Source organism: Paracoccus laeviglucosivorans, from assembly GCF_900182695.1.
Lineage (GTDB): Bacteria > Pseudomonadota > Alphaproteobacteria > Rhodobacterales > Rhodobacteraceae > Paracoccus > Paracoccus laeviglucosivorans.
Map to the genome: position 1 here is coordinate 315,290 of NZ_FXTK01000003.1, position 24,794 is coordinate 340,083.

Sequence of the window (24,794 nt, forward strand, 5' to 3'; positions counted from 1 at the left end):
ACGTTTACGTCCGCTCAGCCAAACGCCGCTCCACCGCGTCCCAGATCAGCGCGGCTGCATTTATGCCGTCAAAACGCTCAAGCTCCTGAATCCCGGTGGGAGAGGTGACATTGATCTCGGTCAGCCAGCCGTCAATCACGTCGATACCGGTAAAGATCAGCCCCTTTTCACGCAACACCGGCCCGATGATGGCGCAAATCTCGCGCTCGCGCTCGGTCAGGCCGACCTTTTCCGGACGCCCGCCGACATGCATGTTCGACCGCGCCTCGCCCTTGGCAGGAACGCGATTGATGGCACCTACCGGCTCACCATCGACAAGAATGATCCGCTTGTCGCCTTTGACCACGGCGGGCAGGAATTTCTGCGCGATGATCGGCTCTCGGTTGATGGCCGAAAACGTCTCGACAAGCGAAGACAGGTTCGGATCCTCGGGGCGCAGATGGAAAATGCCCGCACCGCCATTGCCGTAAAGCGGCTTGACGATGATATCGCCGTGGCGTTCGCGAAACGCGCGGATCTGCGCCAGATCGCGGGTGATCAGCGTCGGCGGTGTCAGGTCGGGAAAATCCAGAACCAGCAGCTTTTCCGGGCAGTTGCGCACCCAGAACGGATCGTTGACCACGAAAGTTTCGGGATGCACGCGATCCAGCAGATGGGTGTTAGTGATATAGCCCATGTCAAAGGGCGGGTCCTGCCGCAGCCAGACGACATCGAAGTCCGCCAGATCCACCTCGGCCCAATCGCCGAAGATGACGTGATTGCCTTCCTCGCGCTGCAGGGTGATGGGACGCCCTTTGGCGATTACGCGTCCTTCGACATAGCTCAGCTTGTCAACGGTATACTGAAACAGCCGATGCCCCCGCGCCTGCGCTTCAAGGCCAAGACGAAACGTGCTGTCGGCATTGATCGAGACATGCTCGACCGGGTCCATCTGGAGGGCCACGTAAAGACTCATGCTATCAACTCCAGCCTAGTTCGGCGCGAGTTGTCGCCTGCAATGGCCCAGTTTGCAAGCCTGCCCGGTCAGGCCATGCCAAAGGCGTTTTCGATCACCTCGACCCGTCCGGTGTGATCGACCAGTGCCGCGTCAAAGCGCATCAGGGTCATCAGCCCGTCCGCTTGCCCGCCGCAAAACTCCAATGCGGCATGGCAAATCCGGTCCATCTGCCGCCGATCAATTCTTTCTGCAGCTTGTCGATGCGAGGCGGATTTCTTGACCTCGATGAAGATATATTCGTTATCGCGCTGCATGATCAGGTCAATCTCTCCTGATTTTCCCCGCCAGCGCGATGCGATCAGTGCATAGCCCCGCGCCAGATAGTCACGGGACACGCTGTCCTCGCCCATCCCACCTGCCGAATAGGCGGTGCTACCCTTGGCTTTGCGCGATGCCGTGATCTGATTCATTCGTCTTCCTTCCTCATGGCCAAGGCAAGCGCATAGACATCGCGCCGTGGCAGACCATATCTTGTGGCGACCTGCGCGGCCGCCTCTTTGACAGGCATATCGCCCAGCAGCGCCGCAAGTGCGGCCCGCAAATCTTCTTCGCTGGCCTCCCGCTCCTCGGGGTGGCCGAACAGCACGACGACTTCGCCACGCAATCCTTCGTCCGGGATACGCTGCACCAGTTCGGCAGCGGTTCCGCGCATCACCTCTTCGAATTTCTTGGTCAGTTCCCGGCAAATCACCGTAATTCGATTCGCCTCAATCTCGCAGAAATTCTCCAACAATTGCTTAACGCGCCTGGGGCTTTCAAAGGCGATGACCGTCGCTTCGACCCGGATCCAGCTTTCGATCCAGCGCCGACGCGCACCCGCGGCCGAGGGCGCAAAGCCCACGAACATAAACCTGTCGCTGGGCAGACCCGATACCGAAAGCCCCGCCAATGCGGCCGATGGGCCGGGCAATGCCCTGACCGTCAGCCCTTCGGCGATCACGTCCCGCGCAAGGCGGTAACCCGGATCGGCCACCAGCGGCGTGCCCGCATCCGATGCATAGGCCACCGATTGTCCCGCCCGCAGCGCCTCAAGGATGGCGGGACGCGCACGGTCTGCGTTGTGATCGTGATAGGCGATCATCCGGCGCCCGCGCAGCGCGATGCCGTGAATGTCCATCAGGTGGCGCAGGGTCCGGGTATCTTCGGCGGCAAGGATGTCGGCGGCATTCAGCACATCCAGCGCCCGCAGCGTGATGTCGCGCGCCGACCCGATCGGGGTGGCCACCAGATGCAGCGCCGCCTCGGGCTTTTCGACCGAGATCGAGAGTGAGACCGGGCGTGCAGCCGGTCCCGATGCAGCCTCTGGCATGTCGCTCATTTTGCTTGTCCTTCTGTCTCGGGCTGCGCGGCCAAGGGGTGTGCCAATGGCTGCGCGGGCAAGTTGCCAACCCCCGGATATGCCAATAACCTGCCTGCGTTAAGTCCTTAGTCCCCCCAGTCACAGGGAATCACGCCATGACCGCCAAGACCACGATCCGCGGCAGCAGTTTCGATCTGCGCCGTCCCTTCGCGCGCCTCGCCGCCATAGCTTCGGCCCTGGTGCTTGCCGCCTGTCAGCCGATCGAGACCGGCGTATCGGGCGGATCGTCGGGACAGACGATCGATCCGTCGCAGCCCGTGCAGGTGGCGCTGCTGGTTCCGGGCGGTGCGCCGGATCTGGACTGGCTGGCGCGGTCGCTGACGAACTCGGCCAAGATGGCGGCCAGCGACGCGCAGGGCGCGACCATCGATCTGCGCATCTACAATTCCGGCTCGGACCCGGCGACGGCGGTGGCGCAGGCGAACCAGGCGGCGGATCAGGGCGCAAAGATCATCCTTGGCCCGCTGTTCGCAGACAGCGCCAATGCGGTGGGCAATGCGATGGCACCGCGCGGCGTGAATGTGCTGTCATTCTCGAACAACGCGGATATTGCGGGCGGCAACGTCTTCGTGCTGGGAAATACCTTTGCCAATACCGCGAACCGTCTGGTGAAATACGCCAAGGATACAGGCCGCCGCCGCATCATGGTCGTGGCCGAAGATGACGCCGCGGGCCAGATCGGCGCACAGGCGATTCAGCAGGCGATCCAGCGCAACGGCGTCACCATGGCGGGCATGGCCGTGCATCCGGTGTCGCGTCAGGGCATCGACGGAGTGATCCCGAATGTCAGCCAGGCCGCGCTGTCAGGCAATGTGGATGCGATCTTCCTGACCGCGAACCAGGGTGCCGTGCTGCCCTATCTGACGGACCGGCTGGCGGATTCGGGCGTGACCTCGGCCAATGTCCAGATGATGGGCCTGACCCGCTGGGACCAGCCTGCCGACCGTCTGGGCCTGCGCGGCGTGCAGGGCGGCTGGTTCGCGCTTCCCGACACCCGGATGAAGGCGCAGTTCGATCAGCGCTACCGCTCGGCCTATGGCGAAACGCCGCATGATCTTGGCTCGCTGGGCTATGACGGGGTGGCGGCGATCGCGGCACTGGTCCGCGCGGGCAAGCGCAATGCGCTGACCACCGCTGGGTTGACCCAGAATGCAGGCTTTGCCGGCATCAACGGCGCATTCCGCCTGAATCGCGACGGCACGAACGAACGTGCGCTGGCCGTCGCCACCATTCGCAATGGCCGTGTCGAGGTGCTGGACCCCGCGCCCAGCAGCTTCGGCGGCTACGGATTCTGACCTTGAACGACAATTCGACCGACAATCTTCCTCAAAGCGCCCCGGCATTGCCCGGGGCGCATTCCTTGTTTTCCCCCGACAGCTTTCTGCCCCGCCTGACGGCAGAGCTTGCCGAACTGTCCGATCCCCGCGACATCCGTGCCCGCGCGGTGGCGATTCTGGCACAGGCGCGGGCCGACGCCATGTCCGATCTGGTGACGGGTTTTCGCACACACCCGCGCGCCGCGCGCGAAACGGTGCGCGCCGTTGCCAGCCTGACCGATGCCATCGTCACCGCCGTGCATCACGTCGCGACCACGATCCTGCATCCGCAAAAGAACCCGACCGATACCGAAAAACTGTCCATCCTTGCCATCGGCGGTTATGGCCGCGCGGAAATGGCCCCGCAATCGGATGTGGACCTGCTGTTCCTGACCCCGTGGAAAGTGTCTGGCTGGGCCGAAAGCGTCGTCGAATCGATGCTTTACATGCTTTGGGATCTCAAGCTGAAAGTCGGGCAGTCCACGCGATCCATCGACGACTGCCTGCGACTTGGGGCGGGTGACATCACGATACGCACCAGTCTGCTGGAACACCGGCTGATCTGCGGCTATGCCGCGCCCGCCGAAAGCCTGCGCGAACGCCTGTGGGCCGAACTGTTCGACAATACAGTTCCCGAATTCATCGAAGCGAAAATGGCCGAGCGGGCCGAACGCCACCGCCGCCAGGGCGGTCAACGCTATGTCCTTGAACCCAACGTCAAAGAGGGCAAGGGCGGGCTGCGCGACCTGCAGACGCTGTATTGGATCGCCAAATACATCCACCGCGTCGATCGCGCCGTGGAACTGGTCGATCTGGGTTTCTTTACCCGCGACGAACATCTGACCTTCTGGCGGGCCGAGGATTTCCTGTGGGCCGTGCGCTGCCACATGCATCTGATCGCCGGGCGTCCGGTCGAACAACTGACCTTCGACATGCAGGTCGAGGTGGCCCGTGCTATGGGCTATCGCGACCATGGCGGCAGGCGCGCCGTCGAAATCTTCATGCAGGAATATTTCACCCATGCGACCCGCGTGGGCGAATTGACCCGTGTCTTCCTTGTCGCGCTTGAGGGGTGGCATCTTTACAAGGCCCCGATCCTTGGCACGCTGTTTTCACGCCGCAAACGCGCCAAGCCCGGCTTCCGCATCGATCAGGGGCGGCTGAACTATACGGATGAGGCGACCTTTCTTGCCAATCCCTTGAACATGCTTCTGGTGTTCGAGGAAGCGCTGCGCCTGCAAGTGCTGCTGCACCCCGATGTCATGCGCTCGGTCGCGGCGAACCTGCGGCTGATCGACGACCGCGTGCGCCAGGACCCCGAAGCGGTGCGCATCTTTCTGGACCTGCTGCTGAAACACGGCAACCCGGAACGCCCGATCCGGCGCATGAACGAACTGGGGGTGCTTGCGGCCTTCATCCCCGAATTCGCGCCCATCGTCGCGATGATGCAGTTCAACGTGTATCACCACTACACGGTGGACGAACATTCGATTCAATGCGTTGCGGCGCTTTCCTCGATCCAGCGCGGCGAGGTGGTGGAAGATCTGCCTGTTGTGTCGCGGATCATGCAGGGCAAGATCAACCGCCGCGTCATCTATCTGGCGGTGCTGTTTCACGACATCGGCAAGGGCCGGGCCGAGGATCACTCGATCCTTGGCGCGCGACTGGCGCGGCGCATCTGCACGCGCTTCGGCCTGCCCGCGGATGAGATCGAGACGATCGAATGGCTGATCCGCAATCACCTGCTGATGTCGGACGTGGCGCAGAAACGCGACATTGCCGATCCGCGCACCCTGCGCGACTTTGCCAAGGCGGTGAAAAGCACGCGGCGGCTGGACCTGCTGATCGTGCTGACCGTCTGCGACATTCGCGGCGTCGGGCCGGGCACATGGAACAACTGGAAAGCCATGCTGCTGCGCAAACTGCATGCCGAGACCGAACGTGCGCTGAAAAACGGCCTTGAAGAGATCAACCGGGACAAGCGCATCGGCGAGGCGAAGCGTTCCCTGCGCCACCTGCTATCAGCCCGGAAATGGGAACCGAAGGCCATCAAGACCGAGCTTGGCCGCCATTACGACAATTATTGGCCCGGCCTGCCCACGGAAACGCAGGGCGTCTTTGCCGATCTGCTGCGGGGTCTGGGCGATGACCAGATCCGCATCGACCTGCATCCCGATACCGACCGCGACGCAACCCGCGCGGCCTTCGTGCTGGCCGACCATCCGGGCATCTTCTCGCGCCTTGCCGGAGCGTTGGCGCTGGTCGGCGCGAATGTGGTCGATGCGCGGACCTATACGACGCGGGACGGTTTCGCGACGGCTGTATTCTGGCTGCAGGACAGCGACGGCCATCCCTATGACATCGAACGCCTGCCCCGCCTGCGCAAGATGATCGAACGCACGCTTTCGGGCGAGATCGTGGCGCGTGAGGCATTGGCCGGACGCGACAAGCCGAAGAAACGCGAAAGCGCCTTCCGCTTCCCGACGCATGTGACCTTCGACAACGAAGCCTCGGATGTCTACACGGTGGTCGAGGTCGATACACGCGACCGCCCCGGCCTGCTTTACGATCTGACTCGGACGCTGGCGGAAAGCCATATCCAGATCGCCAGTGCCGTGATCGCGACCTTCGGCGCGCAGGTCGTCGATACCTTCTATGTCAAGGACATGTTCGGGCTGAAGCTGCATCAGCAGCAGCGCCGCGACACCCTGTCCAAGAAATTGCAGCAAGCCATCAAGGACGGCGCCGAGCGGGCCGAAAAGGCCGAGCGGCCCCTTGGCGGCGCGTTCTGAAAGACGATCCATGCAACCGATCAGACTTATCCGCGGCTTTCTTTCGGTCGGTGCATGGACGCTGGCCAGTCGGCTTGTGGGCTTTGTCCGCGACGTGATGATCGCGGCCTATCTGGGCACGGGTCCGGTGGCGCAGGCCTATCTGGTGGCCTTTACCCTGCCCAACATGTTCCGCCGCTTCTTTGCCGAAGGCGCGTTCAACACCGCGTTCGTGCCCATGTTCTCGAAGCGGCTGGAGGCCGGGGACAACCCGCGCAGCTTTGCCGAGGAGGCGTTCTCGGGTCTGTTCACCGTCGTGCTGATCGTGTCCTTGATCGCGCATTTCGCGATGCCGTGGCTAGTTTTCGCCATGGCAGCAGGCTTCAAGGGCGATGAGCGGTTCGATCTGGCGGTGATCTATGGCCGCATCTGCTTTCCCTATATCCTGTTCATCTCGCTCACGGCGCTGCTGTCGGGGCTTTTGAACGCGGGCGGGCGCTTCATGGCCGCTGCTGCCGCGCCGGTGCTGATGAACTTCATCCTGATCGCCGCGATGCTGCTGGCGGACTGGAACGGTTGGGACATGGGCGCTGCGATGGCGTGGTCCACGCCGATTTCGGGGATCGCGCAGCTGTTCACCGTCTGGTGGGCAGCCAAGCGCATGGGCTTTCCGCTGCGCCTGCGCCGCCCTCGTCTGTCGCCCGACATGCGCCGCCTGCTGGCCGTGGCCGCACCTGCCGTTCTGGCGGGGGGCGTCGTTCAGATCAACCTGCTGGTCGGGCGTCAGGTCGGATCGTTCTATGACGGCGCGATTGCATGGCTGACCAATGCCGACCGGCTGTATCAGCTGCCTTTGGGCGTGGTGGGCATCGCCATCGGCATCGTGCTGTTGCCCGACATCTCGCGCCGCCTGAAGGCCGAGGATACCGAGGGTGGCCGCCACGCCTATAACCGCGCCACCGAATTCGCGCTGTTTCTGACCGTGCCTGCCGCCGTGGCGCTGATGGTTGCGGCATATCCGCTGATCTCGGTCCTGTTCAAACGCGGCGCCTTCCTTGAGGCGGATGTGGCGCCCACCGCGCTGGCCTTGGCGATCTATGGCGCGGGCCTGCCCGCCTTTGTGCTGCAAAAGGTGCTGCAACCCTTGTATTTCGCGCGCGAAGACACGCGCCGCCCCTTCCGCTTCGCGGTCTGGTCGATGGTGGTGAACGCTGTCGCGGCTTTGGGGCTTGCGCCGTTGATCGGCTTTTCGGCAGCGGCGCTTGGCACGACCATCGCGGGCTGGACCATGGCCGCGCAGCTATGGCTGGGCACCCGCGCCTATGGCGAGGCTGCGGCATTCGACGACCGGCTGCGCGGACGTCTGCCCCGTATCATCGCGGCCTCGGCTGTGATGGGCGTGGTGATCTGGGGGCTGATGCTGGTCTTGGGCGACATGCTTTATCAGCCCGGAACGCGCTATCTGGCGCTTATCGTGCTGGTGGTGGGCGGCATGGTCGCCTATGCCGCCGCCGGTGTCGCGCTCGGGGCGTTTCGCGCCTCGGATCTTAAAGCCGGTTTGCGGCGTCAACGCTGACGGATCTGGCGGATCACCCGCCCGATCCCTCCGGGGATCAGCACGAAAGACAACAGAAAGCCGGTTGCGAAACCCGCGACTTCGGCGATCCAAGTAGTATTGCCGCTTTGGAACAGGATCGCAAAGACCAGCTGGAACGCCAGCAGCATTCCGATCAGCGTGAATGCCCGCAGCCGGTTGGCATTTTCCTGTCCCAGCCGGGTCCATAGCAGGAAGGTGAAGGCACCCACAAAGCCGTAAACCGCGGGATAACCACCGATCAGCGGCTGAAATCGAAACTGCGGCAAAAGCCCGACGAACAGTGTATAGACCAGCGCACCGCCAATGGCCGAGCCAAGAAACAGCACGATCACCGCCCATGCGCGGAACTGGGTGGCCAGCAGATTCCCCAGTGCCAGCGCGAATACGATCACGAAAAGCGCGTGCATGATCGACAGATGCACAAAGGAATAGGTCAGGATGCGCCAGCTTTGATCAATGATGAAAGCGCGCATCTGGATCAGTTGCAGTACCATTTCGGGGATGAAGGCCGTGCGCTCGACCGCGATCTGGCGCATGGCAAGACCCGCCCCCGGCGCACCGCCGCCCAAAAGCCCGACCTGGGCAAGGCCGAACACCGCTTCGCAGGCGATCATCGGCAGGACCAGCGCCCAGACCACGGCGGGCACAGGGTTCAGGGGCGATTCATCGAAACCGGGACGCATCTTTGCTCCATAATTGCAGGGCGGACACGCCCAGTTCTTCCTTGCGGGCGGTTGCGCCCGCGCGGGCCAAGGGGTAAGCCAGCCCACGGGATTTTCCAAGCAGGTAGTGCCATGACCACCAGTTTCGCCAAGCGCATCTTCTCTGGCATCCAGCCCTCGGGCGGGCTGACGCTTGGGAACTATCTGGGTGCGCTGAAACGCTTTGCGGAATATCAGGGCAAGGGCGCCGAGACGATCTATTGCGTCGTGGACCTGCACGCGATCACCGTCTGGCAAGACCCCAAGAAGCTGCGCCACAACACCCGCGAGGTCGCAGCGGCGTTTCTTGCCTCGGGCGTGGACCCGGAAGTGTCGATCCTGTTCAACCAAAGCCAGGTCAGCCAACACGCCGAATTGGCTTGGCTTTTCAATACCGTGGCGCGCGTGGGCTGGATGTATCGCATGACCCAGTTCAAGGACAAGGCGGGCAAGAACAGCGAAAATTCGTCGCTGGGGCTGCTGGCCTATCCCTCGTTGATGGCGGCGGATATTCTGGCCTATCACGCCACCGCCGTCCCGGTCGGTGAAGATCAGAAACAGCATCTGGAGCTGACCCGCGACATCGCGGCCAAGTTCAATCACGATTACGGGCAGGAATTCTTCCCGATCACCGAACCGCTGATCGAGGGCACCGCCACCCGCGTCATGTCCTTGCGTGACGGGTCCAAGAAGATGTCGAAATCCGACCCTTCGGACGCGACCCGCATCAACCTGACCGACGATGCCGACGCCATCGCGCAGAAAATCCGCAAGGCGCGCACCGATGCCGATCCGCTGCCGGGCAATATGGAAGGGCTGAAAGACCGCCCAGAGGCCCGCAATCTGGTCAATATCTATGCCGCGCTGTCGGGTGAAACCGCCGATCAGGTGCTGGGCCGTTTTGAAGGTCAGGGCTTTGGTGCGTTCAAGCCCGCCTTGGCCGAGATCGCGGTCGAGGTCATGGCCCCCATCACCGCCAAGATGAGCCAGTTCATGGCCGATCCCGCCGAAATCGACCGGATCATGGGCCGCGGCGCAGATCAGGCGGCGGCCATCGCGGCCCCCATTGTCGAGCGCACGAAAGAGATCATGGGGATGATCCGCTCGCGCTAATTCACGTTAAAGCGCCCAATTAATTCAACCATTTCCGCATGGGGCGTGCTAGCATCGTCCCATGTGACCACGGATTTTGACGATGACGGATTTGCTGTCCCGGTTACTCGGTCAGCGCCAATGGCTTCTGGCTGATGGTGCGACCGGGACGAACCTTTACAATATGGGCCTTGCCCCCGGCGATGTGCCGGATCTGTGGTGCGAAACACATCCCGACCGCGTGCGCGACCTGCATCGCCAGATGATCGCCTCTGGCGCGGACCTGATCCTGACCAACAGCTTTGGCGCCAATGCCAGCCGCCTGCGGCTGGCCCGCGCGCAGGACCGTGTGGCCGCGATCAACCTTGCCGCCGCCCGTCTGGCCCGCGAAGCCGTGGAACATGCCGGGCGTCCGGTCATCGTCGCGGGTTCTATCGGACCAACCGGCGAAATCATGGCCCCCGTCGGCCACCTGACCGAGACACAGGCGACGCAGCTTTTTACCGAACAGGCGCTGGCGCTGAAGCAAGGCGGGGCTGACATCCTGTGGATCGAGACGGTCAGCGCGGCCGAGGAAATGCGCGCCGCATCCCGCGCCGCCGAAGAAGCGGGCCTGCCATGGTGCGGCATGATGAGCTTTGAGCCGGGCGGACGTTCGATGATGGGCGTCAGCCCACCGCAACTGGCAAAGCTGATCGACCGCCTGCCCTATCCTCCGGTCGCTTACGGGGCGAATTGCGGCACGGGCCCTTCGGAACTGCTGCTGGCGGTATCGGGCTTTGCGGCGGCTGGCTGCGAAAGGCCGCTGATCGCCAAGCCGAATGCGGGCGTCCCGCGCTATCAGGATGGCGGGCTGGTCTATGACGCCACGCCCGAGGTGATGGCCGAATTCGCCGTGCTGGCCCGCGACCTTGGCATTCGGATCATCGGCGGCTGCTGCGGCACCACACCCGCGCATCTTGCCGCGATGCGCGATGCGCTGGAACAGCGTCCCAGCGGCCCGCGCCCCAGTTCGGACGCCATATCATCGCGGATCGAGGCGCTGATGACCCGCTAGAACAGCGACATCTGGTCCCCCGCCCGTGGCGGCGGGCCAAAGCGGCTGCAGTCCAGCACCTGCCGGTTCCGTTCCAATCCCAGCCGCTTGCGGGCCAGCCGGAAACGCTGGCGCAGCAACTCGGCCTCGGGGCCTTCGCCGCGCATACGAGAGCCGAAACGGGGATCGTTGTCACGCCCGCCGCGCATGGCCTGAATACGGTTCATCACATGGGCGGCCTTACCGGGATGGTTGCGTTCCAACCAGTCGCGGAACAGGGGCGCCACCTCAAGCGGCAGGCGCACGGGGATCATACTGGCACCGCTGGCACCGGCGTCGCGGGCAGCCTGCATGATGCGTTCCATTTCGTGATCGTTCAGAACGGGGATCATCGGCGCAACCATGACGAAAACCGGCACGCCCGCCTGCGCCAGCCCTTCGATCATGCGCAGCCGCGTGGCGGGCGCGGGCGCGCGCGGGTCCATCTGCCGCGCCAGCGCCGGGTCCAGCGTCGTGACCGACACCCCGGCCCATGCCAGTTTTCGCGCGGCCATATCGCCCAGAATATCCAGATCGCGCAGGACCGTCGCGCCACGTGTCACCAGTGTCATCGGATGGTTCCAGTCGGACAGTACCGTCAGGCAACCGCGCATGATCTGATACTTCGCCTCGATCGGTTGATAGGGGTCGGTATTGGTGCCGAAGGCGATGGGCGCAACTGCATAGCCGCGCCGCCCAATTTCTGCCGCCAGCAGTTCCGGCGCATTGGGCTTGGCTGTCAGCCGCGTTTCGAAATCAAGACCCGGCGACATGCCCAGATAGGCGTGGCTGGGCCGTGCAAAGCAATAGATGCAACCGTGTTCGCAACCTCGATACGGATTGACCGAACGATCAAAGCCGATGTCGGGCGACACGTTGCGCGAAATGATCGAGCGCGCGCGCTCCTCTGCCACTTCGGTCCGCAGCAGGCTTTGTTCTTCGGGAATATCCCAATCGTCGGATTCACGCACCCGCTGATAAGGCTCGAACCGGCCGTCCGGGCGCTTGTCCGCGCCGCGCGCTTTCAGGATTTCGTCCGGGTTTCTGGGTGGCAGGGTCATGCATCGACACTACCCCTCAGACAGGAACATTTCAAGAACACATAAGACGGGTGAAACCCACCGACCTTTGGCGGGTTATCTTCATATCCGCTTTCGATTTGCGCCAAGGAGACGCATACTGATCCCAAAGGAGGACGCCATGCCCCTGCCCCATTTCCTGATCCTGATCGTCGCCGTCATTCTTGCGGCGGGTCTGACCATCTGGGTGGCAAGTGCTGCGGGTGTGCCGTTACTGGTCTTGGGTCTGCTGGTGCTGATGGCAGCAGCCGTCGCACATCTGGCGACGCGCAGGCATCATTAGCTTTCCAGCTCGGTATCCCAGTAAAGGTAATCCATCCAGCTTTCATGCAGATAGTTCGGCGGGAAACGCCGACCGACCGCGTGCATTTCCTCGGGCGAAGGGTGGCGGGGCGAACGGCGAAGTTTCAGGCCGGAATTGCGCAGCGACTTGTTGGCCTTTTTCAGGTTGCAGGGCGAACAGGCCGCAACGACATTTTCCCAGCTTGTCACGCCGCCCCGCGAACGCGGCACCACATGGTCAAAGGTCAATTCGCCTTTGGCCCCGCAATATTGGCAGCAGAATTCGTCCCGCAGAAAAAGATTGAAGCGCGTGAATGCCACGCGCTTCTGAGGTTTGATGAAATCTTTCAACACGACGACCGAGGGGATGCGTATCGCCTCACGTTGGCTTCGCACCACTTCGTCATATTCGGCGATGATTTGAACCCGGTCCAGAAAGACCGCCTTGATCGCTTCCTGCCACGGCCACAATGACAGCGGGTAATAGCTGAGTGGCCTGAAATCAGCGTTCAGCACAAGCGCGGGATAGTGGCGCAAGTTCGAAGGCTCGCGCACGAAATGAGTTCGGAAATCACCGTGGTCGTCCAGCATCGGCCCCTTGCCTCGCCTTACCCGGAACTTGTCGGAACGTCTTCGGCTCGACTATATATCGCGACCCGGAACTGACAAGCCCCTGAATATATGTCCTGCACCCGGATAACCCCGCTGCGTGACATCGGCGTGACGAATTTCAGTCGGCATCCGTCAGTGAGGCGTGGCGAATTTCAAAAGCAACAGTCCGCCGATAATCAGCGCCGCCGCAATCAACCGCAACGGATCGGCGGATTCGCCAAGAAAGGCGATGCCCAGGACAAAGGCGCCGATGGCTCCGATACCCGTCCAGATGACATATGCCGTGCCCAAAGGCAGCACGCGCATTGCCATCGACAGAAACCACACGCTGGCAATCATCCCCACCACCGTCACGACAGTGGCCATGGGTTTGGTAAAGCCCTCGGACTGTTTCATTGCGAAGGCCCAGACGACTTCCAGAATTCCCGCGATTCCAAGATAAACCCAAGCCATTGCACGCTCCGTTATGGTCATGGCAGGTTTGTGCTTGGCTGAAACGGTCCGGTCAAGCGAGGAGGCGATGAAACATCCCCCGATCATCGGCACGCTGGAAAGCGCGCTTTACGCATCCGATCTGAACGCCGCAGCGGAATTCTGGACCGATGTGATGGGTTTTCAGGAAATCGCCCGCGTGCCCGGCAGGCATGTCTTTTTCCGCTGCGGTGCGCAGGTGCTGCTGATCTTCGATCCCGATGCCACGCGCGAACCGCCGCGGCGCGATGCCCGCCTGCCCGTGCCGCCGCATGGAACCAAGGGCGCGGGACATTTCTGCATTGCTGTGGATGCAGGCAAAATTCAGGAATGGCGCGACTATCTGCAAAGCCGGGGCATCACGATCGAGGCGGATTTTACATGGCCGCAAGGTGGCCGCTCGATCTATTTTCGCGACCCGGCCGGCAATTCCATCGAAATCGCCGACCCGAAAATCTGGGGCTAGACCTTAGCGGCGACGGGCGCGGACGGCGACCTTTTGCGGCTGCGGCTGACGCACAGATGCGACTGCGACCGTGGCGGGAACCAAAGCAATCAGCGCGATCCAGATCAGGTCCATGACGATTTCTCCTCGTATCGTAGGGGTGAGCCTATCCCCTGCCCGGCGCGCTGCAAGCCCTATTTCATGAAATCTTCACCTACCTGGCGTCAAATTGACGTTTCAGGAACCCAAGCGCCATCGACAACCCATCCGGCGAAATGCCGTGGGGCGTGCCTTCCATCACATGGGTATAGACCTCGAACCCGGCGGCGGTCAGCGCGTCGGCAGCAATTCCCAAGCTGTCAAAGGGCACGACGGGATCCTGGTCGCCATGCAAAAGCAGAATCGGCGGCTTGGAACGGACCTGCCCCTGCAGCCCCTCGGGGTCCAGCAGCCGACCCGAGAAACCGACGACGCCGGCCAGTTCCTTGGCCCGGCGCGGCGCGACCTCCAGCGCCATCATCGTGCCTTGCGAAAAGCCGACCAGCGCCAGACGATCGGGTTCGATGCTTTCGGCAGCCAGCACCATGTCCAGAAACGCATTGATGTCGGCGAATGACTGTTCCGCCGAGGCGCGCGCCTGTTCGGGCGACGATCCGTCCATCCACGGGATCGGAAACCACTGATAGCCCATCGGATTGTTGACGCAGGGTCCCGGCGCGTTCGGCGCATAAAATGCGGTCGTCGGCAGATGTGGCGCCAAGGGATCGGCCAGACCCAGCAGGTCGGCACCGTCCGCGCCGTAGCCATGCAGGAAAACCACAACCGAATCAGCCTGTTCTGGCCCTTTGCGTTCAGATTTCAATTCGCGCGTCATCTGACCCCCTCGCGTCCTTTTGCCACCCGGTAATATGCCCACAGCCCACGGGCCGCAACCGCACGCCAAGGTCGCCACGGCTCGGCCAGGGCGATCAGCGCGGAGGGTCCGGGGCGTTCGGGCAGGTCGTAAAGCAGCTTCGCCGCCTCGGCCAAGGCAAGGTCGGCTGCGGCAAAGGCATCAGGGCGGCCAAGCGCGAATTTCAGGTAGATCTCGGCGGTCCAGCGCCCGATGCCCGGCAGGGCGGTCAGCTGCGCGATCACCTCCTCGTCAGGAAGGTCGCGCAGCGCGGTCCAGTCCAGCCCGGCTTCGGCAATGCCGCGCAGATAGCGCATCTTGGGCCGCGACAGACCCACCGCGCGCAGCGCGTCGTCATCGGCAGCGTTGATCCCGGCCTCATCCGCCAGCCCTGCGTCAACCATGCGCGCGACGATGGCGCCCGCCGCATGGGTGGAAATCTGCTGCGAGACGATGGCATCGCGGATGGACACGAAACCTTCGTCCCAACGGCGCAGCGGCAAGGGGCCAAGTTCGGGCAGCACACGCGCCCAAACCGGACAGACCCGCGCCAGATGGTCCGCACCCTCAAGGATATCGTCCTGGGTGCGAATCTGGCGGATCATTCGTCCAGACCTATATCGACGGCACGCTTGGCCTCTTCCTTCAGGCGGGTCTCATAGGCCATCGAGATATGCTTGCGCAGTGCCTCCTCGGACCGCTTGGCGTCGCGGGCGTTGATGGCATCGACGATTTCCTGATGTTCATCAAGGCTGACGGCATCGCGGCCCTTGGCCGCCAGCGTCGTGCGCGCCATCAGCGCCATGCTGCGATGGACCAGATCAAGCTGTTGCACCAGATAACGGTTATGGGAGGCAAGGTGGATCTGGTGATGGAACCGCCGGTTCGACCGCGACAGCGCCTGCGGATCGCCCAAAATCCTGCGATCCTCCTCGACCATGCTGGCAAGGACGCGGATTTCCTCGGGTGTGGCGTGATTGGCGGCAAGGCGCGCGGCCAGCGCCTCAAGCTCGGCGCGGACGGTGTAAAGTTCGGCCAGTTGGTTGTGATCCAGTGTCGCGATGATCAGGCTGCGCCCGTCGCGTTTCAGCATGGATTGTGTCTCAAGGCGCTGCAACGCTTCGCGCACCGGCGTGCGCGAGACGCCAAAACGCTCGGCCAGTTCGGATTCGACCAAGCGGTCGCCGGGGCGATAGGTGCCATTGTCAATGGCGGCAAGGATCAGGGAATAGGCGTCTTTCATGCGCGCACGATTCCCGGTCGGGCGCAGGATTGCAAGCACGGCTTGCGGCTCGGGATTGCAAGCGCCCTGCTGCGGGCTTAGGCAGGTGACATGGATTTCAAGCACGTCACCACCTGGATCTTTGATCTGGACAACACGCTTTACGCGCCCGAGATGCAGCTTTTCGCCCAGATCGAAAAGCGCATGACCGCCTATGTGATGCGCGAATTGCGCGTCCCCGAGGCCGAGGCGAACCACCTGCGCGACCACTACTGGCGCGCGCATGGGACCACACTGTCGGGGCTGATGGCGGAACATGCGATCGACCCGCTGCCCTATCTGCGCGAAGTCCATGACATCGACTTTTCCCACCTGACGCCCGCGCCGGAGCTGGCCGCGCTGATCTCTGGCCTGCCGGGGCGCAAGATCGTGCATACGAACGGTGATGTGGAATATGCCGCGCGCGTGCTGCACCATCGCGGACTTTCGGTGTTCGATGAGGTGCATGGCATTGATTCCGTGGGCTTCCTGCCCAAGCCCGATCCCCGCGCCTATGATGCGGTGATCAAGGCAGCAGGCTTTGACCCCGCCCATGCCGCGATGTTCGAAGACGACCCCCGCAACCTGAGCGTCCCACATGCGCTGGGGATGCGGACGGTTCTGGTCGGCGCGGGCATGATCGGGCCGGATCCGCTGGCCCCCGACCACCCCCATGGCCCGCATGTGCAGCATCGCACGAACGACCTGACCGCATTCCTGCGCGCGCTGGGGGAAGATGATGGACGACACTGACATCCTGATTTCCGGCGGCGGCATCGCCGGTCTGGTCGCTGCGGCGGCGTTCGGCGCAGCGGGCCATGCGGTCACGCTGGTCGATCCCGCGCCGCCCGTCACCGACGAAGGGGCCGAGGGTGCCGATCTGCGCAGCACAGCTTTCCTGCAACCCTCGGTCACTGTGCTGAAAGCGGCCGGACTGTGGGACGGGCTTGCCCCCCATGCGACCGCCCTGCAAATCATGCGGATCATCGACGCGGGCGGCGATCTGTCGCAGGCCCGGCTAAGCCGCGACTTCGATGCGTCCGAGATTTCCGACCAGCCCTTTGGCTGGAACCTGCCCAACTGGCTGCTGAAGCGCGAAATTGCGGCGCGGCTGGCCAGCCTGCCCAATGTGCGCTTTTTGCAAGGTGTGGGAACCGCCGCGCTGGTCGCCCGCGATGCCGAGGCATTGGTGACGCTGACCGATGGCACACGCATCCGCGCCCGTCTGGTGATCGGCGCGGATGGGCGCAATTCGCCTGTCCGCACCGCACTTGGCATCGGGACGCGGACCCTGCGCTACGGCCAAAAGGCGCTGGCATTCGCCGTGACGCATGATCGCCCGCATGAAAACGTCTCAACCGAGATCCACCGTTCGGGCGGGCCGTTCACACTGGTTCCCCTACCCGACCGCGATGGCAAGCCCTGCTCTGCCGTGGTCTGGATGGAGCGTGGCCCCGAGGTTGCCCGCCTGCGCGCCCTGCCACCCGGCGATTTCGCTGACGCGCTGAACACCCGGTCCGCAGGCGTGCTGGGGCATCTGACGCAGGCGACGCGCCTGACCGAATGGCCGATCATCAGCCAGATCGCCGACAGTTTTACCGGGCCACGCACCGCGCTGATTGCCGAAGCCGCGCATGTCGTGCCGCCCATCGGCGCGCAGGGCCTGAACATGAGCCTTGCCGATCTGGCCGACCTTCTGGCGCTGTCCGGCGATCGTCCGGGCGAGAAAGCGGGCCTTGACGCCTATAACCGCCGCCGCCGCCCCGAGGCGATGGCGCGGCTTCTGGGTATCGACGCGCTGAACCGCACCAGCATGATCGCAGCCCGTCCCCTGCGCGATCTGCGCGCAGCGGCGCTTGGCAGCCTTTACGCGGTGGCCCCGGTGCGCAAGCTGCTGATGCGGGCCGGGTTGGGGATGCACTGATCTATATGGCCAAACCCGTCAACGCCTTCACCTGCACCGCCTGCGGCGCGACCCACCGCAAATGGGCTGGCAAATGCGACGCCTGCGGCGCGTGGAACACCATCATCGAAGAAGCGCCCCTGTCCCAAGGTCCCGGTCGCGGGCTTGGCACGCTCAAGGGCAAGCCCGTGCCGCTCTCGGGCCTTGCCACGCAGGATGCGCCGCCGCCCCGCGCCCAGTCGGGCATCGCGGAACTGGACCGCGTTCTGGGCGGCGGGCTGGTGCCCGGTTCGGCCATTCTGGTCGGCGGGGATCCGGGCATCGGGAAATCTACGCTGCTGCTGCAGGCGGCGGCGGCATTCGCGCGGTCTGGCCAGCAGGCCATCTATATCTCGGGCGAGGAAGCCAGCGCACAGGTCCGCATGCGCGCGCAGCGGCTGGGTCTGGGCGATGCGCCCGTGCGGCTGGGCGCGGAAACCGCGTTGCGCGACATCCTGACCACGCTGGACGCCGAACGCCCCGATGTCGCCATCATCGATTCGATCCAGACGCTTTGGTCCGACCAGATCGAGGCCGCGCCCGGATCAGTTTCCCAGGTCCGCGCCACCGCGCATGAGCTGGTGACATTCGCCAAGCGGCGCGGCACGGCGGTGATCCTTGTGGGCCATGTCACCAAAGAAGGCCAGATCGCCGGTCCCCGCGTCGTCGAACACATGGTCGATACGGTGCTGTATTTCGAAGGCGAGCGTGGCCACCAGTTCCGCATCCTGCGCGCCCACAAGAACCGCTTCGGCCCGGCGGATGAGATCGGCGTGTTCGAGATGACCGGCGGCGGCCTGTCCGAGGTCGCCAACCCCTCGGCCCTGTTCCTGTCCGAAAGGGGCGAGCCCAGCCCCGGCTCGGCGGTATTCGCCGGGATCGAAGGCACGCGCCCCGTCCTGACCGAGGTGCAGGCGCTGGTCGCACCCTCGACGCTGGCAAGCCCCCGCCGCACCGTGGTCGGGCTGGATTCGGGCCGCGTGTCCACGATCCTTGCCGTGCTTGAGGCGCGCTGCGCGATTCCCTTCGCAGGTCTGGATGTTTTCCTGAATGTTGCCGGCGGGATGCGCGTGGCCGAACCTGCCGCTGACCTTGCGATTGCAGCGGCGCTTCTTAGCGCACGCGAGGATACGTCCCTGCCCGCCGACTGTGTCCTTTTCGGCGAAATCAGCCTTTCCGGTGCCTTGCGTCCGGTGTCTCAGGCGGAAAACAGGTTGAAAGAGGCGCAGAAACTTGGTTTTTCACGGGCAATCCTGCCTTCGGCCACCAAGGGCGAGGGTCTTGCCGGAATGCGGATCGACCGCACGCCGGATCTGACAAGCTTCGTGGGCGACACGTTCGGCGCTGGCTGAACGGGGCGACCACCCAAACGCGGATCAACCGCGAAAGGGCGTGACAATGGACGGTTTCACCATCATCGACGGCGTTGTGGCGGCCGTCGTCATCCTCTCCGCGATCCTGGCCTATTCGCGTGGCTTCGTGCGCGAATCGCTCGCCATCCTTGGCTGGATCGGCGCGGCGGTGCTGGCCTTCATCTTCGCCCCGACCGTCCGGCCCATGGTGGCACAGGTTCCGGTGTTGAACAAATTCCTGTCCGACAGTTGCGAACTGGCGACCATCGCCGCATTTGCGGCAGTCTTTGCACTGGCGCTGGTGCTGTTTTCGATCATCACGCCGCTGTTTTCCTCGGTCGTGCAGCGTTCGGCGCTTGGTGGCGTCGATCAGGGCATGGGCTTTCTGTTCGGTGTGGCGCGCGGCATCCTGCTCGTGGCTGTGGCGTTCATCGTCTATGACCGTGTGATGGCAACGCAACCCGTCGCAATGGTCGATAATTCCCGTTCGGCGCAGGTTTTCGAACGCATGAGCAGCCAGATGGACCAGCAGATCCCTCAGGATGCGCCGGGCTGGGTTGTGTCGCGTTATGAGCAGCTTGTGCGTGGTTGCGCCGTGACGCAGCCGGTCGATGCCGGAACCGCCACCCCGGCCCCCGCCGCCCCGGCCAACTGATCCGCGACAAGATTAGTGACCAATTCGTGACAGATAATGCGCCCTGCCTGCCCGGCGGGGCGTGACTTTATCCGCCCAAGCCCCTATATGTGGCGCGAACAAGCGCCACTATGTAGCCCTCCCCCCTACTAGCCCCATGAGTCGGTGATGATGCAGCCATTTCTTGCCCATCCCTTCGATCACGACCGCCTGCATGAAGAATGCGGCGTTTTCGGTGTGATCGGTGTCGCGGATGCCGCGAATTTTGTCGCCCTTGGCCTTCATGCCCTGCAACATCGCGGGCAGGAAGCCGGGGGAATCATCAGCCACGACGCGGAACAGGGCTTCAACAGCGCCCACCGCTTCGGCTATGTCCGCGACAACTTCACCAAGCAATCGCTGATGGAGACGCTGCCCGGCTCGCTGGCCATCGGCCATGTGCGCTATTCGACCGCAGGCACCAAGGCCGCGACCGCGATCCGCGACGTGCAGCCCTTTTTCGGCGAATTCGCCATGGGTGGCTGCGCCGTCGCCCATAATGGCAATATCACCAACGCCATGGCCCTGCGCCGTGAGTTGATCGAGCGCGGCTCGATCTTCCAGTCGTCCAGCGACAGCGAATGCATCATTCACCTAATGGCGCGCTCGATCCAGCGCAACATCCCCGAACGGATGAAGGACGCGCTGCGCCGCGTCGAAGGCGCGTTCTCAGTCATCGCCATGACCCGCACCAAGCTGATCGGCGTCCGCGACCCGCTGGGCGTGCGCCCGCTGGTTCTGGGCAAGGTGGGCGATGACGGCTTTGCACTGGCGTCTGAGACCTGCGCGCTGGACATCATCGGCGCCGAATTCGTCCGCGAAATCGAACCCGGTGAGATGGTGGTGATCTCGCAGGGCAATGTCGAAAGCTCGCGCCCCTTCGGTCCCTCGACCGGGCGGTTCTGCATCTTTGAACACGTCTATTTCTCGCGTCCCGATTCGATCATCGGCGGGCGTTCAGTCTATGAAACCCGCCGCCAGATTGGCGTGGAACTGGCCCGCGAAGCCCCGATCGAAGCCGATCTGGTCTGCCCCGTCCCCGATTCGGGCACGCCTGCCGCCATCGGTTACGCGCATGAAAGCGGCATCCCCTTCGGCATGGGCATCATCCGCAACCAATATATGGGCCGGACCTTCATCGAGCCGACCGAGCAGATTCGCAACATGGGCGTGCGGCTGAAGCTGAACGTGAACCGGGCGCTGGTCGCGGGCAAGCGCGTCGTGCTGGTGGACGATTCGGTGGTGCGCGGTACCACCTCGCGCAAGATCAAGGACATGATCCTGGATGCCGGCGCGGCCGAGGTGCATTTCCGCATCGCGTCGCCGCCGACTGCCTGGCCGTGCTTCTACGGCGTCGATACCCCCGACCGTGAAAAGCTGCTGGCCGCGCAGATGTCGGAAGACGAGATGCGCGACTGGATCGGCGTTGACAGCCTTGCCTTCGTCTCTCTGGACGGGCTTTACCGTGCCGCGGGCGAGGCCAAGGGCCGCAACAATTCCTGCCCGCAATATTGCGATGCCTGCTTCTCGGGCGACTATCCGGTCGCACCCTTCGACCAGCTGGAACGCGGCTTCCGCATGAAGCCCAATTCCGAGACCGCCGAATTGGGCCACGCCGCCGAGTGATTGCGGTCAGCGACACCGGACATCAAAAAAGGCGGGGGTTCGATGCCCCCGCCTTTTTTCGTTCCCCCCAGGATCAAAGCCGCCCGACGCTTTCGGGTAGCATCACGATAAAGCGGCTACCCTGTCCCTTCTCGCTTTCGATCCGCAGTCGTCCACGGTGACGGCTGACGATGTGCTTGACGATCGCCAGCCCCAGTCCAGTCCCGCCCTGCTCGCGCGAACGGTGGGTATCGACGCGGTAGAACCGCTCGGTCAGGCGCGGCAGGTGGCGCGGATCGATCCCCTCGCCCTTATCGGCAACGGTCACGGTCCAGGCCGCGCCGCGCATCACCGGCTCATGTTCCAACCGCTCCAGCGCCACGGTCACCAGACCGCCGCTTGCGCCATATTTCACCGCATTTTCGATCAGGTTGTGGAACACCTGCAAAAGCTGGTCGGGATCACCTGGAACCATGACCTGCCGCTGCGTTCCGACCTGCTCGATCTCGACACCCGCCATATCGGCCGATCCGGTCTGCGCCGTCACGACACCGCGCAGCAATGCTGCAATATCAATGGTTTCGACCGGGCGGCGACGTTCGTCCTGTTCGACCCGGCTCAGCGACAACAGGTCACCGATCAGGCGGTTCATCCGTCCCGCCTCACGCTCCATGATGTCCAGAAAACGATCGCGCGCGTTGGGATCATTGCGGGCGGGACCGCGCAGCGTCTCGATGAACCCCATCAGAGCGGTCAGCGGCGTGCGCAATTCATGGCTGACATTGGCCACGAAATCGCGGCGCATCTGCTCGGTTTCCTCATCGCGCGAGCGGTCCTCGATGACAATGGCCGCACCCGGCCCGCCCGACAGGCGTTGGCCGGTCACCGTAACCTCGCAAAAGACGCCGCGACCCTGGGACATGATTGTGGCGTTCAGCCGCGCGCGGTCCTCTCCGGCAAGCACGGCATCCAGCGCGGCATTCACCTCGGGGTGACGCAGCACCGTGACAAAGGGCCGGGCCGAAGGGATCGGGCCCAGCAGAACCTCGGCTGCGTCATTGGCACCGATCAGCCGCGACTGGCCGTCCACGACCAGCATCGGCACTGTGACCGCCTTGAGTATCTGGCGCAGATCGTCGGGGTTCATGCCTGCACCGGCTGCATCCCGGCACGGAACCGCGCGGCATTCTGGCGGTAGCGTTCTGCGGATTTCAACAAATCCGCCCGCGCGGCATCGTCCAGTTCGCGCACGATCCGGCCCGGCGCGCCCATGACCAGCGAACCGGGCGGGATCACTTTGCCCTCGGCCACCAGCGCGCCGGCACCGATCAGCGAGCCTGCACCGATATGCGCGCCGTTCAGGATGATCGCGCCCATGCCGATCAGCACCCCATCCTCGATCGTGCAGCCGTGCAGGATGGCGCGATGGCCGATGGTGCAATCGGCGCCGACGGTCAGTGGCTTGCCCGGATCGACATGGCAGACCGTCAAGTCTTGCACGTTCGAGCCGCGCCCGATGCGGATCAGGTCGTTGTCGCCACGCAGGACGGCACCGAACCAGACGCTCGCCCCCTCCTCCAGCACGACATTGCCCATGACCTGCGCGTCGGGCGCAACCCAAGCGTCGTGTCCCAGTTGCGGCGCTTTGCCGTCAAGTTCCCAGATCAATGCTGTTCCTCCATCAGGCGGCGGACAAAGGGGCCAAGCCCGACCTGCCGCGCGCGGCGGGCGCGTTCGGCGGTCAGGATCGTTTTCAGGCTTTCGGTGCTTTCGTCCAGATCTTCGTTGACGATGACGTAATCGTATTCGGCCCAGTGGCTGATCTCGTCGCGGCTTTTCTGCATCCGCGCGGCGATCACCTCGGCCGTGTCCTGCTGGCGCGAGACAAGGCGGCGCTCAAGCTCGGCCAGGCTGGGCGGCAGCACGAAGATCGACACGACATGCGCCCCAAGGACCGAGGCGCGGATCTGCTGCCCGCCCTGCCAGTCCACGTCGAACAAGGTATCGCGACCGGCATTCATCGCCTCGGCGACCGGGCCGCGCGGCGTGCCGTAAAGATTGCCGAACACCTCGGCATGTTCCAGCATGTCGCCCGCGCCGACCATGGCATTGAACTGTTCCTTGTCACGGAAATAGTAATGCTCGCCCTCGACCTCGCCGGGCCGAGGTTTGCGGGTGGTGGCGGATACCGAAAAGCGCAGGCTGGGATCCCATGCCATCAGCCGACGCGCCAGCGTCGATTTCCCCGCACCCGAGGGCGAGGACAGGATGATCAGAAGCCCGCTGCGTTCCATGCGTTCCGATCTCCTTCTGTATCGTCTTATGAACGGCGCATGAATGGCGCAGCGCAGGGTGTGGGGTCAAGCCCCCCGCCCCTGCGGCTTCTTAACCATCGGGCAAGAATTTGCTCGGAACTGATGAATAAAAGGTTTAAGTTCCCGCTGTATCACGAGTTTGTTTTTCATCAGGTTGGTCAGTTATGTCCGAAGATTACGGTCAGGGCGATGTCATACGCCCATTGCAGCACGACAAGTCCGGTAAAGGTAAGCTGCTGCAGCTTGCCGATTATGAGCCGGTCCATCCCGACCGCATCATGGGTGAGATGCGCGGTTACTGGGAAGGTCTGCGGCACGGTCGTGCGATCCCCACACGCAGCGATGTCGAGCCGCGCGGTATCCGCAGGTCGCTGGATTATGCGTTCATTCTTGAACGCATCGCGCCGGGTGCGGCACGCTTCCGTCTGGCCGGGCGGCACCTGATCGACCTGATGGGGATGGAAGTGCGCGGGATGCCGCTATGTTCGCTGATGCAGCCTTCGTCGCGCGGGCGGCTGTCGGATGTGTTGGAAAGCGTGTTTCGCGGCCCGCAAATCGCTGAAATCTCGCTGCAATCCGACGCGGATTATGGCCAACCGGGATTGGCGGGCAAGATGCTGATTTTGCCGCTGCGCTCGGATCTGGGGGACGTCACACGCGCGCTTGGCTGCATCGTGACCGAGGGCGGCATCGGTCAGTCCCCGCGCCGCTTCGATCTGGTCGCGGAACAGGTGATGCCGGTCATTCCGGGTGCCAAGATCGTCGAGCCCTCGGCTTCGATCACCGGCTTTGCCGAGGAACCGGAACGCTGGCGCGTCGCCAGATCGTCAGTCAGTCGAAAGGCCGCCGTCAAAAAGGCGCAGGCGAACGATGAAACGCCTGAGGAACGTCGCGCGCGTTTCCGGCTGGTCGGAACCCCGCCCCTTCACGATCATTGAGCCGGAATGGAAAACGGC

The 24,794-nt window shown here is 63.6% G+C and carries 26 protein-coding genes; 13 read left to right on the plus strand and 13 right to left on the minus strand.

All coding sequences use genetic code 11. The annotated features are described in order from the left end of the window. Nucleotides 1-4: 4 nt before the first annotated feature. The 3 genes from gshB to rsmI all read right to left on the minus strand — a co-directional run bounded on the left by gshB (nt 5) and on the right by rsmI (nt 2,306). The gene (gene gshB, locus FN835_RS05360; protein WP_142662161.1) at nt 5-955 is read right to left on the minus strand and encodes a glutathione synthase; all 951 of its coding nucleotides are present in this window, start codon (nt 953-955) and stop codon (nt 5-7) included. Between the two features lie 68 nt (nt 956-1,023). Further along, nucleotides 1,024-1,407, minus strand: coding sequence for a YraN family protein (locus FN835_RS05365; protein WP_142662162.1), 384 nt, complete (start codon nt 1,405-1,407; stop codon nt 1,024-1,026). Next, the gene (gene rsmI / locus FN835_RS05370; protein WP_142662222.1) at nt 1,404-2,306 is read right to left on the minus strand and encodes a 16S rRNA (cytidine(1402)-2'-O)-methyltransferase; all 903 of its coding nucleotides are present in this window, start codon (nt 2,304-2,306) and stop codon (nt 1,404-1,406) included. The genes FN835_RS05365 and rsmI overlap by 4 nt, the downstream gene beginning before the upstream one ends. A 146-nt stretch (nt 2,307-2,452) precedes the next feature. On the opposite strand from rsmI, the gene FN835_RS05375 reads away from it, so the two are divergent. From FN835_RS05375 to murJ, 3 genes are all read left to right on the plus strand, one after another. Continuing rightward, entirely contained in the window at nt 2,453-3,652 is a 1,200-nt protein-coding gene (locus tag FN835_RS05375; RefSeq protein WP_142662163.1) for a penicillin-binding protein activator, read from the plus strand. A gap of 65 nt (nt 3,653-3,717) precedes the next feature. Continuing rightward, the gene (locus FN835_RS05380; RefSeq protein WP_425467453.1) at nt 3,718-6,465 is read left to right on the plus strand and encodes a [protein-PII] uridylyltransferase; all 2,748 of its coding nucleotides are present in this window, start codon (nt 3,718-3,720) and stop codon (nt 6,463-6,465) included. Nucleotides 6,466-6,475: 10 nt separating this feature from the next. Beyond that, on the plus strand, nt 6,476-8,020 hold the full coding sequence (gene murJ, locus FN835_RS05385) for a murein biosynthesis integral membrane protein MurJ (RefSeq protein ID WP_142662165.1): 1,545 nt from the start codon (nt 6,476-6,478) through the stop codon (nt 8,018-8,020). Here murJ and FN835_RS05390 read toward each other — a convergent pair. After that, nucleotides 8,011-8,724, minus strand: a complete 714-nt coding sequence (locus FN835_RS05390) for a rhomboid family intramembrane serine protease (protein WP_142662166.1) — start codon at nt 8,722-8,724, stop codon at nt 8,011-8,013. The two genes, murJ and FN835_RS05390, sit on opposite strands and share 10 nt — an antisense overlap. Before the next feature lie 111 nt (nt 8,725-8,835). Between FN835_RS05390 and trpS the strand changes: the two genes are divergently transcribed. After that, nucleotides 8,836-9,855 carry a tryptophan--tRNA ligase gene (trpS, locus tag FN835_RS05395; RefSeq protein WP_142662167.1) on the plus strand — a complete coding sequence of 340 codons (1,020 nt, stop codon included), beginning with the start codon at nt 8,836-8,838 and terminating at the stop codon, nt 9,853-9,855. A gap of 82 nt (nt 9,856-9,937) precedes the next feature. Continuing rightward, a complete protein-coding gene (gene bmt / locus FN835_RS05400) occupies nt 9,938-10,891 on the plus strand; it encodes a betaine--homocysteine S-methyltransferase (protein WP_142662168.1) in 954 nt (317 codons plus the stop codon). Here bmt and FN835_RS05405 read toward each other — a convergent pair. After that, entirely contained in the window at nt 10,888-11,970 is a 1,083-nt protein-coding gene (locus FN835_RS05405) for a PA0069 family radical SAM protein (protein WP_142662169.1), read from the minus strand. The genes bmt and FN835_RS05405 overlap by 4 nt on opposite strands. 139 nt (nt 11,971-12,109) lie before the next feature. Here FN835_RS05405 and FN835_RS21180 point away from each other — a divergent pair, with 139 nt between their 5' ends. After that, on the plus strand, nt 12,110-12,271 hold the full coding sequence (locus FN835_RS21180) for a hypothetical protein (protein ID WP_185958590.1): 162 nt from the start codon (nt 12,110-12,112) through the stop codon (nt 12,269-12,271). Here FN835_RS21180 and FN835_RS05410 read toward each other — a convergent pair. After that, the gene (locus FN835_RS05410) at nt 12,268-12,861 is read right to left on the minus strand and encodes an HNH endonuclease (protein ID WP_142662170.1); all 594 of its coding nucleotides are present in this window, start codon (nt 12,859-12,861) and stop codon (nt 12,268-12,270) included. The two genes, FN835_RS21180 and FN835_RS05410, sit on opposite strands and share 4 nt — an antisense overlap. A gap of 153 nt (nt 12,862-13,014) precedes the next feature. Beyond that, nucleotides 13,015-13,335: a DMT family transporter gene (locus FN835_RS05415; RefSeq protein WP_142662171.1), complete on the minus strand. Its 321-nt coding sequence runs from the start codon at nt 13,333-13,335 to the stop codon at nt 13,015-13,017. A gap of 67 nt (nt 13,336-13,402) precedes the next feature. Between FN835_RS05415 and FN835_RS05420 the strand changes: the two genes are divergently transcribed. Next, nucleotides 13,403-13,819 carry a VOC family protein gene (locus tag FN835_RS05420; RefSeq protein ID WP_142662172.1) on the plus strand — a complete coding sequence of 139 codons (417 nt, stop codon included), beginning with the start codon at nt 13,403-13,405 and terminating at the stop codon, nt 13,817-13,819. A gap of 193 nt (nt 13,820-14,012) precedes the next feature. On the opposite strand, the gene FN835_RS05425 is transcribed toward FN835_RS05420, so the two are convergent. The 3 genes from FN835_RS05425 to FN835_RS05435 are packed head-to-tail and all read right to left on the minus strand — an operon-like array spanning nt 14,013 to nt 15,933. Then, nucleotides 14,013-14,672, minus strand: a complete 660-nt coding sequence (locus FN835_RS05425; protein WP_142662173.1) for an alpha/beta hydrolase — start codon at nt 14,670-14,672, stop codon at nt 14,013-14,015. Next, nucleotides 14,669-15,295, minus strand: coding sequence for a DNA-3-methyladenine glycosylase family protein (locus tag FN835_RS05430; protein ID WP_185958591.1), 627 nt, complete (start codon nt 15,293-15,295; stop codon nt 14,669-14,671). Before FN835_RS05430 ends, FN835_RS05425 begins: the two co-directional genes overlap by 4 nt. After that, a complete protein-coding gene (locus tag FN835_RS05435) occupies nt 15,292-15,933 on the minus strand; it encodes a GntR family transcriptional regulator (RefSeq protein ID WP_142662224.1) in 642 nt (213 codons plus the stop codon). The genes FN835_RS05430 and FN835_RS05435 overlap by 4 nt, the downstream gene beginning before the upstream one ends. Nucleotides 15,934-16,023: 90 nt before the next feature. Here FN835_RS05435 and FN835_RS05440 point away from each other — a divergent pair, with 90 nt between their 5' ends. The 5 genes from FN835_RS05440 to purF all read left to right on the plus strand — a co-directional run bounded on the left by FN835_RS05440 (nt 16,024) and on the right by purF (nt 21,544). Then, complete coding sequence (locus FN835_RS05440; protein ID WP_142662174.1) at nt 16,024-16,704, plus strand: pyrimidine 5'-nucleotidase; 681 nt, start codon at nt 16,024-16,026, stop codon at nt 16,702-16,704. Then, nucleotides 16,688-17,875, plus strand: coding sequence for a UbiH/UbiF family hydroxylase (locus FN835_RS05445; RefSeq protein WP_142662175.1), 1,188 nt, complete (start codon nt 16,688-16,690; stop codon nt 17,873-17,875). Before FN835_RS05440 ends, FN835_RS05445 begins: the two co-directional genes overlap by 17 nt. Before the next feature lie 5 nt (nt 17,876-17,880). Further along, the gene (gene radA, locus FN835_RS05450) at nt 17,881-19,245 is read left to right on the plus strand and encodes a DNA repair protein RadA (protein ID WP_142662176.1); all 1,365 of its coding nucleotides are present in this window, start codon (nt 17,881-17,883) and stop codon (nt 19,243-19,245) included. Between the two features lie 46 nt (nt 19,246-19,291). Then, the gene (locus FN835_RS05455; protein ID WP_142662177.1) at nt 19,292-19,900 is read left to right on the plus strand and encodes a CvpA family protein; all 609 of its coding nucleotides are present in this window, start codon (nt 19,292-19,294) and stop codon (nt 19,898-19,900) included. 150 nt (nt 19,901-20,050) lie between these two features. Then, nucleotides 20,051-21,544: an amidophosphoribosyltransferase gene (gene purF, locus FN835_RS05460; RefSeq protein WP_142662225.1), complete on the plus strand. Its 1,494-nt coding sequence runs from the start codon at nt 20,051-20,053 to the stop codon at nt 21,542-21,544. Between the two features lie 73 nt (nt 21,545-21,617). Here the strand turns inward: purF and FN835_RS05465 are convergent, their stop codons facing one another. Genes FN835_RS05465 through gmk form a run of 3 tightly spaced genes read right to left on the minus strand, consistent with a single transcriptional unit; the run spans nt 21,618 to nt 23,817 of the window. Further along, nucleotides 21,618-22,670 carry a sensor histidine kinase gene (locus tag FN835_RS05465; RefSeq protein ID WP_142662178.1) on the minus strand — a complete coding sequence of 351 codons (1,053 nt, stop codon included), beginning with the start codon at nt 22,668-22,670 and terminating at the stop codon, nt 21,618-21,620. Beyond that, on the minus strand, nt 22,667-23,191 hold the full coding sequence (locus FN835_RS05470; protein WP_142662179.1) for a gamma carbonic anhydrase family protein: 525 nt from the start codon (nt 23,189-23,191) through the stop codon (nt 22,667-22,669). The genes FN835_RS05465 and FN835_RS05470 overlap by 4 nt, the downstream gene beginning before the upstream one ends. After that, a complete protein-coding gene (gene gmk, locus FN835_RS05475; protein ID WP_142662180.1) occupies nt 23,188-23,817 on the minus strand; it encodes a guanylate kinase in 630 nt (209 codons plus the stop codon). The genes FN835_RS05470 and gmk overlap by 4 nt, the downstream gene beginning before the upstream one ends. Before the next feature lie 185 nt (nt 23,818-24,002). On the opposite strand from gmk, the gene FN835_RS05480 reads away from it, so the two are divergent. Then, nucleotides 24,003-24,776, plus strand: coding sequence for a PAS domain-containing protein (locus FN835_RS05480; protein WP_142662181.1), 774 nt, complete (start codon nt 24,003-24,005; stop codon nt 24,774-24,776). Nucleotides 24,777-24,794: the final 18 nt, after the last annotated feature.